This is a genomic window from Jatrophihabitans sp. (genome assembly GCA_036389035.1).
Lineage (GTDB): Bacteria > Actinomycetota > Actinomycetes > Mycobacteriales > Jatrophihabitantaceae > Jatrophihabitans_A.
The window spans coordinates 1-14,597 of record DASVQQ010000016.1; the positions used below are offsets into that span (position 1 = coordinate 1).

Annotated in this window: 14 protein-coding genes; 2 read left to right on the plus strand and 12 right to left on the minus strand. The window is 70.0% G+C overall.

Going from position 1 to position 14,597, the window contains the following annotated elements; all coding sequences use genetic code 11:
* Positions 1 to 144 precede the first annotated feature (144 nt).
* On the minus strand, positions 145 to 1,359 hold the full coding sequence (locus VF557_11370; protein HEX8080802.1) for an NADP-dependent isocitrate dehydrogenase: 1,215 nt from the start codon (positions 1,357 to 1,359) through the stop codon (positions 145 to 147).
* Positions 1,360 to 1,512: 153 nt separating this feature from the next.
* Between VF557_11370 and VF557_11375 the strand changes: the two genes are divergently transcribed.
* The gene (locus VF557_11375) at positions 1,513 to 3,225 is read left to right on the plus strand and encodes a DUF885 domain-containing protein (GenBank protein ID HEX8080803.1); all 1,713 of its coding nucleotides are present in this window, start codon (positions 1,513 to 1,515) and stop codon (positions 3,223 to 3,225) included.
* Positions 3,226 to 3,307: 82 nt separating this feature from the next.
* Here VF557_11375 and VF557_11380 read toward each other — a convergent pair whose 3' ends face one another.
* The 11 genes from VF557_11380 to VF557_11430 form a co-directional block, all read right to left on the minus strand.
* Positions 3,308 to 4,297 (minus strand): malate dehydrogenase, encoded by a 990-nt coding sequence (locus VF557_11380; protein ID HEX8080804.1) that lies wholly within the window; start codon positions 4,295 to 4,297, stop codon positions 3,308 to 3,310.
* A gap of 76 nt (positions 4,298 to 4,373) precedes the next feature.
* Positions 4,374 to 4,940 (minus strand): DUF6036 family nucleotidyltransferase, encoded by a 567-nt coding sequence (locus VF557_11385; GenBank protein ID HEX8080805.1) that lies wholly within the window; start codon positions 4,938 to 4,940, stop codon positions 4,374 to 4,376.
* On the minus strand, positions 4,937 to 5,470 hold the full coding sequence (locus VF557_11390) for a hypothetical protein (protein HEX8080806.1): 534 nt from the start codon (positions 5,468 to 5,470) through the stop codon (positions 4,937 to 4,939). Before VF557_11390 ends, VF557_11385 begins: the two co-directional genes overlap by 4 nt.
* A 13-nt stretch (positions 5,471 to 5,483) precedes the next feature.
* On the minus strand, positions 5,484 to 5,780 hold the full coding sequence (locus tag VF557_11395) for a DUF3017 domain-containing protein (protein HEX8080807.1): 297 nt from the start codon (positions 5,778 to 5,780) through the stop codon (positions 5,484 to 5,486).
* A gap of 3 nt (positions 5,781 to 5,783) precedes the next feature.
* Positions 5,784 to 6,632: a bifunctional methylenetetrahydrofolate dehydrogenase/methenyltetrahydrofolate cyclohydrolase gene (locus VF557_11400; protein HEX8080808.1), complete on the minus strand. Its 849-nt coding sequence runs from the start codon at positions 6,630 to 6,632 to the stop codon at positions 5,784 to 5,786.
* A gap of 56 nt (positions 6,633 to 6,688) precedes the next feature.
* On the minus strand, positions 6,689 to 7,336 hold the full coding sequence (locus VF557_11405) for a pentapeptide repeat-containing protein (protein ID HEX8080809.1): 648 nt from the start codon (positions 7,334 to 7,336) through the stop codon (positions 6,689 to 6,691).
* Between the two features lie 13 nt (positions 7,337 to 7,349).
* On the minus strand, positions 7,350 to 8,930 hold the full coding sequence (gene purH, locus VF557_11410; GenBank protein ID HEX8080810.1) for a bifunctional phosphoribosylaminoimidazolecarboxamide formyltransferase/IMP cyclohydrolase: 1,581 nt from the start codon (positions 8,928 to 8,930) through the stop codon (positions 7,350 to 7,352).
* Positions 8,927 to 9,526, minus strand: a complete 600-nt coding sequence (gene purN, locus VF557_11415; protein ID HEX8080811.1) for a phosphoribosylglycinamide formyltransferase — start codon at positions 9,524 to 9,526, stop codon at positions 8,927 to 8,929. Before purN ends, purH begins: the two co-directional genes overlap by 4 nt.
* Positions 9,527 to 9,570: 44 nt before the next feature.
* A complete protein-coding gene (locus tag VF557_11420; protein ID HEX8080812.1) occupies positions 9,571 to 10,869 on the minus strand; it encodes a DUF6350 family protein in 1,299 nt (432 codons plus the stop codon).
* A 107-nt stretch (positions 10,870 to 10,976) separates the two neighbouring features.
* A complete protein-coding gene (locus tag VF557_11425) occupies positions 10,977 to 11,921 on the minus strand; it encodes a hypothetical protein (protein ID HEX8080813.1) in 945 nt (314 codons plus the stop codon).
* 112 nt (positions 11,922 to 12,033) lie between these two features.
* Positions 12,034 to 12,765 (minus strand): hypothetical protein, encoded by a 732-nt coding sequence (locus tag VF557_11430; GenBank protein HEX8080814.1) that lies wholly within the window; start codon positions 12,763 to 12,765, stop codon positions 12,034 to 12,036.
* Between the two features lie 555 nt (positions 12,766 to 13,320).
* On the opposite strand from VF557_11430, the gene VF557_11435 reads away from it, so the two are divergent.
* Positions 13,321 to 14,592, plus strand: coding sequence for a hypothetical protein (locus VF557_11435; GenBank protein ID HEX8080815.1), 1,272 nt, complete (start codon positions 13,321 to 13,323; stop codon positions 14,590 to 14,592).
* Positions 14,593 to 14,597: the final 5 nt, after the last annotated feature.

Consider the following 14,597-nt stretch of genomic DNA (forward strand, 5'->3'; position numbering starts at 1 on the left):
AGTAGCCGAACCAGCAGGCCGCGAAGAGGCCGAAGGCGATCCAGTCGAGCGGGCTGAGCGAGTGCATCGGGACGCTCCGGCGCGGCGGGCACGAAAAAGGGCGGGCCCCGGAAGGCCCGCCCCCGGCCGGGATTCAGGCCGCGGTCAGGCCATCGCCTTCTTCAGGTTCTCGTCGAGCTTCGCCAGGAAGGCCTGGGTGTTCAGCCAGGGCTGGTCCTTGCCGATGAGGATGGCGAGGTCCTTCGTCATGGAGCCGCTCTCGACGGTCTGGATGCAGACCCGCTCGAGCGCCTCGGCGAAGCCGGTGACCTCGGGGGTGCCGTCCAGCTTGCCGCGGTGCTTCAACCCACCGGTCCAGGCGAAGATCGAGGCGATCGGGTTGGTGCTGGTCTCGCGGCCCTTCTGGTGCTCGCGGTAGTGGCGGGTGACGGTGCCGTGGGCGGCCTCGGACTCGACGGTGTTGCCGTCGGGGGAGAGCAGCACGGAGGTCATCAGGCCGAGTGAGCCGAAGCCCTGCGCCACGATGTCGGACTGCACGTCGCCGTCGTAGTTCTTGCAGGCCCAGACGTAGCCGCCCTCCCACTTCAGCGCGGCGGCAACCATGTCGTCGATCAGCCGGTGCTCATAGGTCAGGCCCGCCGCGTCGAAGTCTGCCTTGAACTCGGACTCGAAGATCTCGGCGAAGATGTCCTTGAACCGGCCGTCGTACTTCTTGAGGATGGTGTTCTTGGTGGAGAGGTACACCGGGTAGTTGCGCTGCAGGCCGTAGTTGAACGAGGCCCGCGCGAAGTCCCGGATGGACGCGTCGAGGTTGTACATCGCCAGCGCGACGCCGCCGCCGGGGAACTCGAAGACGTTCAGCTCGGTGGGCTCACCGCCGTCCTTCGGCGTGAAGGTCAGCGTCAGGGTGCCCTCGCCGGGAACGACCAGGTCGGTGGCCCGGTACTGGTCGCCGAACGCGTGCCGGCCGACCACGATGGGCTTGGTCCAGCCCGGCACCAGCCGGGGCACGTTGGCCATGATGATCGGCTCGCGGAAGATCACGCCGCCCAGGATGTTGCGGATGGTGCCGTTGGGCGAGCGCCACATCTGCTTGAGGCCGAACTCCTCGACCCGGGCCTCGTCCGGGGTGATGGTGGCGCACTTGACGCCGACCCCGTGCCGCTTGATCGCCTCGGCCGCGTCGACGGTGACCTGATCGTCGGTGGCGTCGCGGTGCTCGATACCGAGGTCGTAGTAATCGAGGTTCACATCCAGGTACGGATGGATCAGCCGGTCCTTGATGAACTGCCAGATGATCCTGGTCATCTCATCGCCGTCCAGCTCGACGACGGTACCTACCACCTTGATCTTCGACATGGATCGCCTCTCGAGTGTGCGGGCGCCGCACCGGGAGCCCCGGTGGCGCTGCTTGCTCCGAAGTTTAGGCGATCACCCCTGCCGCCCGATCCGGGTGGCGCCGGGCGCCGGCGGCTTGGCTCCTGTCCGAATCGGGTATTAGGTTGCACAACTATGACTCCCCCCTCCACCGACGCCCCGACTGCCGGCGGTACGGCTCGTGATCGCACTGACGTGGACGCCCTCGCTGAAAGCCACCTCGACGCCCAACTCGAGCTCGACCCGCTGACGGCCACCTTCATCGGCGCTCCCGGCTTCGACGACCGGATGCCCGACCTGTCCCCGGCCGGCCTGCAGGCCCTGGCGGAACTGAACCGGCGCACGTTGCGGGAGCTGGGCCAGGCCAGCCCGGCGGACGACACCGACAAGGTGACTATCGCCGCGATGATCGAACGGCTGGGAGTCCAGGACGACCTGTACGAGCTCGGGATGCCGCTTTCGGAGCTGAACAACATCGCCAGCCCGGTGCAGAACCTGCGCGACGTCTTCGACCTGATGCCCACCGGCACCGCCGAGGAGTGGTCGCGGATCGCCAGCCGGCTCAGTGCCCTGCCGGCGGCGGTCGAGGGCTACCTGGAGTCGCTCCGGCTGGCCGCCAGCCGCGGTGACGTCGCGCCGCGCAGGCAGGTTCAGGCGTGCATCGTCCAGTGCGAGGACAACCTGGGCCCAGACGGCTTCTTCGCCGGCTTCGCCGCCGGGGCCCGCGACGCGGCGACGATCCCGGACTCGCTGCAAGCCGACCTGGACCGGGGCGCGCAGGCCGCCCAGGCCGGTTACCAGCGGCTGCGCGACTTCCTCGCCGACGAGCTGATCGGCCAGGCGCCGGCCACCGATGCCATCGGCGCGCAGCGCTACCCGGTGCTGTCGCGCCAGTTCCTCGGCGCGTCGGTGGACCTGGCCGAGACCTACGCGTGGGGCCTGGACGAGGTGGCCCGGATCGACCGGCTGATGGCCGAGACAGCCGACGAGATCAAGTCCGGCGCCACGGTGGCCGAGGCGATCGAGGTCCTGGACGCCGACCCGGTCCGCAAGCTGCGCGGCACCGAGCAGTTGCAGGCCTGGATGCAGGAGCGATCCGACGCCGCGATCGAGGCCCTGGCCGGCAGCCACTTCGAGATCTCCGAGCAGCTCCGCAGGCTGGAATGCCGGATCGCGCCCACCCACACCGGCGTCATCTACTACTCCGGTCCCTCGGACGACTTCTCCCGACCGGGCCGGATGTGGTGGTCGGTGCCGGCCGGAGTCACCGAGTTCGCCACCTGGCGGGAGCTGACCACCGTCTACCACGAAGGGGTTCCGGGGCATCACCTGCAGATCGCCCGGGCGGTTGAGTGCAAGGACTCGCTCAACCGCTGGCGCCGGCTGGCGTCCTGGGTGTCCGGGCATGGCGAGGGCTGGGCGCTGTACGCCGAATGGCTGATGGCCGACCTCGGCTTCATGGACGATCCGGGCAACCGGTTGGGGCTGCTGGACGGCCAGTCGCTGCGCGCGGCCCGGGTCGTGATCGACATCGGCGTGCACTGTGACCTGCCGGCGCCGGCCGAGGTCGGGGGCGGCTCGTGGACCTATGACAAGGCGTGGCAATTCCTGAGCAGCCACGCCAACATGGCCCCGGAGTTCCTGCGCTACGAGCTGGAGCGCTACCTGGGCTGGCCGGGCCAGGCGCCGTCCTACAAGATCGGCGAGCGGCTGTGGCTGCAGCTGCGCGATGAGACTCGAGCCCGCGAAGGTGTGGACTTCGACCTCAAGGCCTTCCACCGCCGGGCACTGGACCTCGGCGGGCTCGGCCTGGACATCCTGCGGCAGGCGGTGCTTCGCGAGCTGTGAGCCGGGGGCTGAGACGCTGAACCCGGCAGGCGATCGCGCCTGCCGGGCGGCCGGTTCAAATACAGCTCAGATCCAGCCCAGCTCAGAGCAGGCCCAGCTCGGTGACCGCGTCGCGCTCGCTGACCAGCTCGGCGACCGAGGCGTCGATCCGGGTCCGGGAGAAGTCGTCGATCTCGATGCCCTGCACGATCTGCCAGCTGCCGTTCACCGAGACTGCCGGGAAGCCGGCGATCAGGCCTTCGGGAATGCCGTACGAGCCGTCGGAGACCATGCCCACCGAGGTCCAGTCGCCCTCGGCAGTGCCGTTGACCCAGTCATGGACGTGGTCGATCGCGGCGTTGGCGGCCGAGGCGGCCGAGCTGGCGCCGCGGGCCTCGATGATCGCCGCGCCGCGCTTGGCTACCGTCGGGATGAACTCGTTCTCGATCCAGGCCTGGTCAGCCACCAGCTCGGCGGCGTTCTTGCCGGCCACCTCGGCCTGCCGGATGTCGGGGTACTGGGTGACCGAGTGGTTGCCCCAGACGGTGAGCTTGCGGATCTCGCCCACCGGGGTGCCGGTCCTCTTCGCCAGCTGGCTCAGCGCCCGGTTGTGGTCCAGCCGCATCATCGCGGTGAAGCGGTCCTTGCCGACGTCCGGCGCGTGCGCGGCGGCGATCAGGGCGTTGGTGTTCGCGGGGTTGCCCACCACCAGCACCCGGACGTCAGAGGCGGCGCCGGCGTTGATGGCCTCGCCCTGGGGCTTGAAGATGCCGCCGTTGGCCGTGAGCAGGTCACCGCGCTCCATGCCGGCGGTGCGCGGCCGGGCGCCGACCAGCAGCGCCACGTTCACGCCGTCGAAAGCGGCCCGGACGTCGTCGGTGATGTCGATGCCGGCCAGCAACGGAAAGGCGCAGTCATCCAGCTCCATCGCGGTGCCCTCGGCAGCCTTGAGCGCCGGGGCGATCTCGAGCAGCCGGAGTCGCACCGGCACGTCGGGGCCGAGCAGTTGCCCGGCCGCGATCCGGAACAGCAGGCTGTAGCCGATCTGGCCGGCGGCGCCGGTGACGGTGACATTCACGGGTGTTTTCGTCATGCCGGCGACATTACCGCGCCGCCTTCCGGCCGCCGCGAGCCACCGGATGATGGTGCGCCCGGTTGGCGTGAGTTCGTCAAAGCGGTCCATCCCCGGCGTCGCGGAAGCTACTCAGCCAGGCCTGTGCACGCGTCAAGGCAAGGGGATCGAGGCCTGGCACAGTGTCCAGCCGGTCGCGTAGCGTCTCGCGGTCGACGATCCCCGCGCGCAGCAGAGCACTGACGAAATCCAGGTCCTTCTCTCGCAGGGCGCAGAGTTTGGACACGCACAGGTCGCCGGCTTCAGGGCAGACGCCCACCACTGTCTGCTGCCCGACCACCGAGTACGACTCAAGTCTGATCGCTCGTTGCTGCCAGTGCAGCGGCAATAGAGCGGTGCTGACGCTGACACCGTCGACGTAATAGCCATTGATGTGGTCGAAGGCCGAGTCCTCACCCAACACCCCCGACAGGCGGTGCGACAGGGCTTCGTCGGGGTCGTGCCAGGCGGCGATGTCGGCTTCACGGGATCGTGTCGCTTGATCGGGCAGTTCGTCCTCGGGGCGAGTGGCCAGAATGGCTTGGCTGCCGAGCACGAGTACCTCATCGACTTCAGCCACGTCACATGCCGCGCGGATCGAATGAAGCAGGTCTGCGCGGTTCACTTGCGATAGGCCCTGTTCAAGGCCGCGTTGCGCTCGTCCTCGGTGACGATCCCCAGCAGTGGACTGACCTGGCGCAGGTTCTCGCCGATCTCCCCGCCGACCAGAAAAGCTTCGACCATGCGCTCAGCCGGCAAGCTGAGGATGACGGCCCACTCATCAAGCCACCGCACGGCTCCCGGGGTGCGGAGCTTGCGGCGCATTCGCGCCAACTCGGCCTCCGCACGTGAAGGTGACACCTTGCCCTCAAGGATGTGGCGCGCTATCTCGCGGTGCAGCTCGTAATGAAACCTCGCGTCTGGCCTGTCGTACCGCACTCGCGGCGGTAGCGCGGGCTCATCGCGCCGACCGGCCAGGATGCGGTGTACGGCGACCTGATTAGTCCCCAGAGCGGCGGCGATGGCTCGCTGACTCAAACCCGCCTCCGCCGCTCGCACTACGGCGTCGGTCAGCCGCAGACGTGCTTGGGACAGCTCGTAGCTCGCTCTCGCCAACTCGAGCTGAACTCGTTCGGTCTCTACCGCCCGCGTCATGATACAAATTGTATCAGGACAGTGTCAGCTCCGGAGGCAGGGCCACCGCGACCAAAAAGGTGAACACCGCCAGCCCCCAGTAACAGGCGACGTCGAAGGCCCGCCGGCGCACCCGCAGCAGGCCGGCCTGCTCATTGCTCAGGGTCAGCCGGAAGAAGCCGGCCACCAGCATCCCCACAGCCATGCCGCCCACCGCGCGAAGCCAGTGCTGGGGCGCCAGCGCCACCGACAGCACCGCGGTCAGCTCGATCAGCAGCACCACGCCGAACGGGACCTCTTTGAGGTCGCGGCCCGGCAACCAGCTTGTCATCGCTCAGCCCGCAGCCAGGCGCTCGGCGGCAGCCACCACATTGCTCAGCAACATCGCCCTGGTCATCGGCCCGACACCGCCGGGGTTCGGGGCCAGGCAGCCGGCCACCTCGGCCACGCCGGCCGCCACGTCACCGGCGATCCTGCCGTCCACCCGGCTGACGCCGACGTCCAGGACGGCGGCTCCCGGTTTGACCATGTCGGCGGTGATCAGGCCGGCCACCCCGGCGGCCGCCACCACGATGTCGCCCCGGCGCACCTGGCCGGCCAGGTCGCGGGTGCCGGTGTGGCACAGGGTCACCGTGGCGTTCTCCGAGCGGCGGGTCAGCAACAGCCCCAGCGGCCGGCCCACCGTCAGCCCACGGCCGATGACCACCGCATGCGCTCCGACGATCGGCACGTCATAGCGGCGCAGCAGCTCGATGACGCCCATCGGCGTGCACGGCAACGGGCCCGGCTGGCCGAGCACCAGCGAGCCCAGGTTGTACGGGTGCAGGCCGTCGACGTCCTTGCTCGGGTCGACCCGGCTCAGGATCGCGAACTCATCCAGCCCGGTGGGCTGCTGGACCAGGAACGCGGTGCAGGCCGGATCGGCGTTCAGCTCGTCCACCACGGCCAGCACCTCGGCCAGGCTGGCGGTGGCGGGCAGCTCGCGCTGGATGCTGGCGATTCCGATCTCGGCGCAGTCGCGGTGCTTGGCCGAGACGTACCACCGGCTTCCGGGGTCATCGCCCACCAGCACGGTGCCCAGGCCCGGCACCACTCCTCGGGCGGCCAGCGCGGCGATCCGGTGCTTGAGCTCGGACTTGATGCTCGCGAGGGTCGCCTTGCCGTCCAGGATCGTTGCGGTCACCCCGCTCATCTTGCCAGTCCCGCTTCGGTTGCCCGCCCGCCACGGCAGCAGGCGGATCAACCGATCCGGACGCCGAGGTACTGGGCGAAGGCGAGTGCCTGCTCGACCTCGACCCGGGCGCCGGTGAGGTCGACGATCCTGGGGTCCAGCCCCTCGATCACCGCCCCGCGCAGGTCGGCGTCGCGCAGCGAGGCCTGCCCCCAGCGCAGCCCGCGCAGGTTGGCCCCGCGCAGCACGCAGCGGTCCAGCTTGGCCCCGGTGACGTTGGCGTCCACCAGCTTGACGTCGGTGAAGTCCAGCTCGCGCAGGTCGGCCCCGCCCAGGGACACGGCGGTCCAGTCACCGCCGGAGATGGTGACCGAGCGCAGCGGCGTGTCGGCGAACACCGAGCCGGTCAGCTTGCACTCGATCAGGCTGGCGTCGTTGAACCGGGTCCGGTTGAACGAGCAGGCCACGAAGGCGGTGCGCAGGTGCGAGGAGCCGTTGAGCTCGGCCCGGTCGAAGCTGCAGTCGGTGAAGCTGCACGCCTCGGTGCTGAGCTCGTCCATGGACGCCTCGTCGAACCGGCACCGGGTGAACTGCAGCCGCCGCAGCGACAGCTCCCGCAGATCCGTGCCGACGAAGTCCTCGTCGGCGATCTCCGGCCCGCCGGCCAGCAGCTCCGCGAACCAGGCCGGCAGGTCGGGCCGGTCATCGGAACTCATGACTGCCTGCACATCAGTGCGCGAAGTGCCGGGTGCCGGTGAGGTACATCGTCAGGCCGGCGGCCTCGGCGGTGGCGATGACCTCGCCGTCGCGGATCGAGCCGCCGGGCTGCGCCACCGCCCGGACCCCGGCGTCGATCAGCACCTGCAGGCCGTCGGGAAACGGAAAGAAGGCGTCCGAGGCGGCGTAGCTGCCGGCGGCGCGATCAGCTGCCCGGGCCACCGCCAGCCGGGCCGAGTCCACCCGGTTGACCTGGCCCATGCCGACCCCCACCGTGGCACGGTTGCTGGCAAGCAGGATGGCGTTGGACTTGACGGTCCGCACCGCGCGCCAGGCGAACTCCAACTCAGCCAGCTCGTCCTGCGACAGCGCCGCCCCGCAGGCCAGCGTCCAGTTGGCCGGCTCGTCACCGGCGGCGTCCAGGGCGTCGGCGTCCTGCATCAGCACCCCGCCCGAGATCGGCCTGGGCTCGACGCCGCGTGGTCGCGGGCCGGGAACCATCAGAAGCCGCAGGTTCTTCTTCGCCGTCAGCGCCTCCAACGCGGCCGGTTCGAAGGCCGGCGCCAGGATCACCTCGGTGAAGACGTCGCCGACCTGTTCGGCCAGCGCCGCGGTGACCGGCCGGTTGACGGCGATCACGCCGCCGTAGGCCGAGACCGGGTCGCAGGCGTGCGCCAGCGCGTGCGCCACGGCGACGTCGGGGCCGAGGGCGATACCGCACGGGTTGGCGTGCTTGATGATCGCCACGCACGGCTCGGCGAAGTCGAAGGCGGCCCGGTAGGCGGCGTCGGCGTCGACGTAGTTGTTGAAGCTCATCGCCTTGCCGTGCAGCTGCTCGGCCTGCGCGATGCCCGGCTCGGCGCCCTGCTGGATGTAGAGCGCGGCCCGCTGGTGCGGGTTCTCGCCGTAGCGCAGCACCTCGGCCCGCTCGAGCGCCACCCCCACGTAGGGCGACCAGCAGGACGACTCGGTGTGCAGGGACTCGGCGGCGGCGTCAGCCAGCACGGTCTGCTCACCGAACCAGTTGGCGACCGCGGCGTCATAGGCGGCGGTATGGGCATAGGCCCGGCCGGCCAGGCGTTGCCGGCTCGCCTGGTCGAAACCGCCCGCTGCCACCGCGGCCAGCACCTCGGGGTAGCCGGCCGGGTCGACCACCACGGCGACCGAACCGTGGTTCTTCGCCGAGGCCCGCACCATCGCCGGGCCGCCGATGTCGATCTGCTCGACGATCTCGGACTCCGAAGCTCCCGAGGCGACGGTCTCGCGGAACGGGTAGAGGTTCACCACCACCAGCTGAAAGGTGTCGATGCCCAGTTCTCGCACGGTGGACAGGTGCTCGGGGTTGCCCTGGTCGGCCAGCAGGCCGGCGTGCACGTGCGGGTGCAGCGTCTTCACCCGGCCGCCGAGGATCTCGGGAAAGCCGGTCACCGAGTCGACCGCGGTCACCGGTATGCCCAGCTCGGCGATCCGGGCCGCGGTCGACCCGGTGGAGACGATCTCGACGCCGGATTCGTGCAGGCCCCGCGCCAGCTCAGCCAACCCGGTCTTGTCATAGACGCTGACCAGCGCGCGGCGAACGGGAATACGGGTCATGAATTCGACTCCTCATGATCTTCGGTGACGCCTCGTCCAAGGCACAGCTGGCGGATCGTGTCGAGAAACAAAGGCTTCTCGGCAAGCTGGATGCGTTGTCGCAAGGTGTCGACGGTGTCGCCGGGGCACACCGGCACCGCCGCCTGGGCCAGGATCGGGCCGGTGTCGACGCCGGCGTCGACCCGGTGCACCGTGACACCGGTGATCTTGACGCCGTGCGCCAGCGCGTCGGCGACGGCATGCCCGCCCGGAAACGACGGCAGCAGCGACGGATGGGTGTTGATCATCTCGAACCGGCTGACCGTGGCCGGGGCCAGCACTCGCATGAAGCCGGCCAGCAGCACCAGGTCCGGGCGGTGACCGGCGATCGCCTCGGTGAGCGCGGCGTTCCAGCCGGCGCGGTCGGCGTAGTCGGCAAGGGGCGCCGCGAAGGTCGGCACCCCGGCCTCAGCCGCGCGTCGCATCGCCGGGCACCCCGGCCGGTCGGTGCCGGCGGCCACCACCCGGGCGCCGAAGTCCGGATCGGCGGCGGCGTCCAGCACCGCCTGCAGAGTGCTTCCCGAGCCGGATGCGAGTACGACGAGCCGGACGGTCACCCGGCCACCCTACTGGGGCCCGGCCGGGGCCGATCCGCGTGCCGCTAGCTGGCGTTGCGCGAGCGCGCCGCCGGCTCGGTGACCGGCTCCGGCTCGTGCGAGCGGGGTTGCTCGCGGGCTTCGGCCGGCTCGGTGACCGGCTCGGACCTCAGCACGTACAGGCCGGGCCGGCCCCGCTCGGCGAGCCGGTCGCGCAGCAGTTCCACGCCCAGCCAGAGTGCGGCCGCCAGCAGCACCAGCAGCGCGCCGGCAAGGCCGACCGCCCACCACCGCGCCCCGACGCCACGCAGCGCACCCGGGCCCAGGTCGCCGGCGGCCAGTCCGGTCAGCACCGCCAGCAGCGCGCCGGCCAGCGCCGCCGCGGCAGCGCAGTCGGCCAGCCGGCGGAGCCATCCCTGGTCCGGTGGCGCGGCCTGGGCGGGTTGCGTCTCCTGCGTCTCCTGCGTCTCCTGCGTCCCCGACACGAGGCGCAGCACCGCCCAGCCGGCCAGCAGCGCCAGCACCAGGATCGCCAGCGAGCCGGCCACCGCCGCCGGCTGCTCGAGCGGCAGCCCGGCCAGCAACGGAAACACCGGTAACCGGCCGGAGCTCACCGCGAAGGCCGACACCGAAGTGTGGACGCCGATATCGAACCCCGGGCCGGTCAGGTAACTGACGCCGGCCAGCGTGGCGTTCGGAGTGGCCGAGATCGCCAGCAGCGCGACCGGCAGTCCCGCCGCCCCGGGCGCGAGCTGGCGTTGCAGTGCCACCGCCTCGGAGAAGTGGGTGACCAGCATGCCCGCTGACAGCAGCGCGCCGGCCGCCAGGTAGCCGGCTGTCACCAGAGCCGCCGCCCGGAACACCAGCCGCCACCGGGCCGGCAGCCGGGACCAGACGAGCTCGGCGGACCGGGCGCCGCCACCGACGGCGAGCACGAACACCAGCGCCGCCACCGTGCTGCGCGGCACCGGCGCGTAGGTGCTGCCCAGCCGCGACCAGCCCGCCAGCACCGCCGAGGCCACCGTGTAGCCCAACGCCAGGCCGGCAAACCCGGACCAGGAGTCCTGGCGTCGGGCGTGCCCGGCTACCAGCCAGCCGAGCAGGACGGTCACCAGCAGCGGGGTCAGCGTGACCTGGGTGCCGGCCAGCACGATCCCGCCGTGCGCGCCGGCCAGCGCGGTCAGGGCGGCGGCTTTGAGCGCCGAGGACGCCGGAGTGGTGTCCGCCCCGGGCATGAACCAAGCCGCGTAGCTGGCCAGGGCGCAACAGCCGACGGCGATCAGCAGCAGGCCTACCCCGGAGACCACGCCGTGGCGAAACCGGGTCAGCCAGCCAGGCGGGTGCTGCTGGTCGGCGGAACTCACCCATCCAGGCTCGCAAAGCGGGCCGCGATGTCGGACCAGGCGCGCCGGGTGTGGCGACTATCGCCCGACCGGCCGGCCGCGCCTTACCGCGCGGTGACTGCGCAGGCTCACCGCGGTGGCTGCGGCCACTGGCCCGGCTGACCGGAAGGCGGCTGCTCGGGCTGGCCCGATGGCGGCTGGCCCTGCTGGCCGGGCTGCTGACCCGACGGCGCCTGGCCTTGCGGCCCCCAGGTGGACTGGCCCGGCTGGCCGGGCTGCTGACCCGGCTGGCCCCAGGAGGACTGGCCGTAGTGCGTCGGCTGCCCGTACCCGGGTTGCCCGGCTCCGGACTGCCCGTACGGCGGCTGGGCATATCCGCCGCGACCATAGCTGGGCTGGCCATAGCCTGGCCGGCCGTAGCCGGGCTGCCCGTACTGCTGTTGGCCGTACTGCGGTTGGCCATAGCCCGGTTGCCCGTACTGCTGTTGGCCATAGGCCGGTTGGCCATACCCCGGTTGGCCATACCCCGGTTGGCCGTAAGGCGCTGAGCCGTACGGCGGCTGGCCGTATCCGGGATAGGCCTGGCTGGCTGCCACGTAGTCCGCGGCCGCCTGCTGGGCCTGCAGCGCCCGGACCCGATCGGCCCGCACCGTCTTGCCGCTGCCGCGCAGCCAACCGAACACCAGCGCGATCGCCTGGCCGGCCGCGGTCAGCAGGCCGGCCACCGAACCGGCCTGGACGGTGGCGCTGTCGGGTTTGGCGATCATGCCGCCGAGCACGATGATCGCCGCGGCGGCAGCCAGCATGGCGGCCACCGGCGGTGTCTCGACCTGGTGCGGCCGGCCGGCCAGTATCTGGTGCAGGGTCACCCCGCTGGCGGCGAGCACCAGGCCGATCCCGGCCGCGCCGGTGCCGGAGTGGAAACCCGACATGCCGCCGGCGGAGTCACCTACGGTGCCGAACCACCCCAGGAATCCCCAGAGCACCATCGGCGCGCCGAGCGCCGCCCCCACCACGTCCCATGGCCGGGCTCGCACCAGGGCGCCGGCGGCCAGCTGATCGAGCTGATTCATGCCCCTGAATCTAGGCGATAACGCACCGCGGCGGCTGGGGACGGGTTATCGTCCCCAGCCGCCGGGTAGCGCCACGGGTCTGACGGACGCGAAAGCGTCAGCCGGAAAGGCGTCAGCTCCGGGCCGGCAGGGTCCCGCCGGTCTCGGTGAACCGCTTGAAGGACAGGCCGGTGCCGGCCAGCACAGCCAGCAGGCTGACCCAGTAGCCGATGCCGTGGCCCTTGTCGATCTTGACTCCGAGCGCGGCGGCGGTGGCTCCGCCGTCGTTACCCGGCATCACGAACAGCGCGAGCAGCAGCAGCAGTGAGGCCAGGGCGAAAGCGCCCAGCACGACCAGCCGGACCGGGAACGCCAGCCGCACCTTGCCGATCACATGCACCGCCAGCAGCACCGCCGCGCCGACCGCCAGCAAGGTGGCCATCGGCGCCAACACGCCATTCCAGCCGTTGACCGACACCTTCTGCGAGAAGGGAGCGATCTCGACCTTGTAGGTGAAGTAACTGAACAGCGAGAAGAGGAAAGCCAAGGTGCCCGCGGCGATGATCCCCCAGTCCAGCGGGTTGACGCTCTTGGGGTCGAAGCCCTGAAGGCCGGTCCGACCGGCGGCTGGCTGGTTGTAGCCGGGCTGCTGAACCCCCGGCTGGCCGTAACCGGCCTGGCTGACATCCGGCTGGCCGTAGCCAGGCTGGGCGGCGCCCGAGGGCTGGCCGTAGCCGGGCTGCTGAACCCCCGGCTGGCCGTAGCCGGGCTGGCTGAGATCCGGCTGGCCGTAGCCGGAAGGGGGCGGTGTGGGTGGTTCCGGCGGCAGGTTGCCGGGGCCAGGTTGCCGAGGCTCTTCTGTCATGGTCGTCTCCCCGATCTATGAGAGGTGCATACCTGTTCAGCCACGCTCGACGCGCACCGAGTTATACCGCGCCAGGGCGGCAAAGCGCAGCTGCCGAGCGGCATCGTTCGCAGCTAGCCAGCCAGCTCATCGCAGTTGGTGGGCACCCACTAAGTCACCCGTCCTCAACCGAGAACGTTTTAGTCATAATTGATATCTGGTGAGGGGTTTACACATGAGTGGGCTTGAGGTCTACTTCTGAGAGAGCCCAAAAGCTACGAAAACCCCATTCACTCCCACTGTCACCGCGCTGAGTAATCACGCTGCGGTCTATTCAGGCACGCCTCTGCCGACTGAAGCAGCACTGAACACACCGAGAAACCGGACGGAGGTGAGAAATGAAGAAGATCACGATCCGCAAGGCCGGCTCGGTGCGCCTCACCAGCGCCGCAACTGCCGCCTATGGAGGCATCTGCGGACCGATGCCAAGCGGTTAGACGCTCACCGGCCGTCGACGGTGACTACAGCACGTCCGCAGTCACCGTCGACGGCAATCTTGAAGGACCGCGGAATCTCATGGTTGATCTGCAATCTCCAGGCAGTGCTGGAACCGACGTCCCGGTGCTCGATGAGGACCGGCCGGTCGCGATGTACCCCCTGACCTATCTCGACGAGGGGGACGAGGTGACGGTCGGTCGCCTCGACGAGGGCGGCTTCGTCGTGCTGCCCAAGGACGGCGCGGAGCTGCTGCGCGTGCTGGAGAACGGCACACCGCCAAAGCAGGCAGCGCAGTGGTACCTGGAGACCTACGGCGAGTCCGTGGACATCAGTGACTTCGTCGCCGACCTCGCCGAACTCGGTTTCGTCCGCCCCCCAGGCGAGGCTTCGGTCGCCTCGGCGGCCCAACCCGTTCGGTGGACGCGACTCGGCAGGGCGGTGTACTCGCCGGTCGGCATTGCGGTCTACCTGGTGGTGCTTGCGGTGTTTTTGGTCGAAGCCATTCGCACACCGGGCATAGCGCCGACCTATTCCAACCTGTTCTTCACCCAGTACACGTCACTGATGCTGGTGGTGACCTTCTTGGGTCAGATGCCGCTGATCCTGCTGCACGAAGCCGCGCACACACTGGCCGGGCGCAGGCTCGGGCTGCGTTCGAAGCTGTCCATCGGCCGGCGCCTGTATTTCGTGGTGTTTCAGACCACGATGGACGGCCTGGTCACCGTTCCGCGTCGCAAACGGGTGCTGCCGATCCTGGCCGGCATCTACTCTGATGTCGCCGTCCTGGCGGTGCTCAGCCTCTTCGCCGCCGCGCTGCGGCATTCGGACGGAAGCTTTCCCTGGCCGGCCGCGGTCGCGCTGGCACTGGCGTACATGACATTGCTACGGATCGTGTGGCAATGCTGGTTCTTTCTGCAGACTGACATCTACTACCTGGTCGTCACCGTCCTGGGCTGCGTTGACCTGCACACCACCGCCAAGCAGGTGCTGAGCAACGCCTGGCGCCGGCTGACCGGACGGCCGACTCATCACGACCCGCAGAGCTGGCATCCGCGCGACCGCCGGGCTGCCCGTTGGTACTCGGCCCTGATGGTGCTCGGCTACGGCTTCGCGATCATCACGTTGGCAGCTGGGGTGATTCCCGCGGCCATCAGGATTTTCTCCGAGGCGCTGGGCCGGTTCGTCGGCCATGGCGGTGACGGCAACCTCGGGTTGGTCGACAGCGTCGTCTTCTTGATCCTGAGCATCGGCGAGGTCCTGCTCGCGGTCTACCTGTTCCGTCGTGAGCGCCAGAACAAGCGGGCAGCAGCCTCGGCCGGCCGCCGACGTCCCGAACCAGCACTGTCTTGAATCCA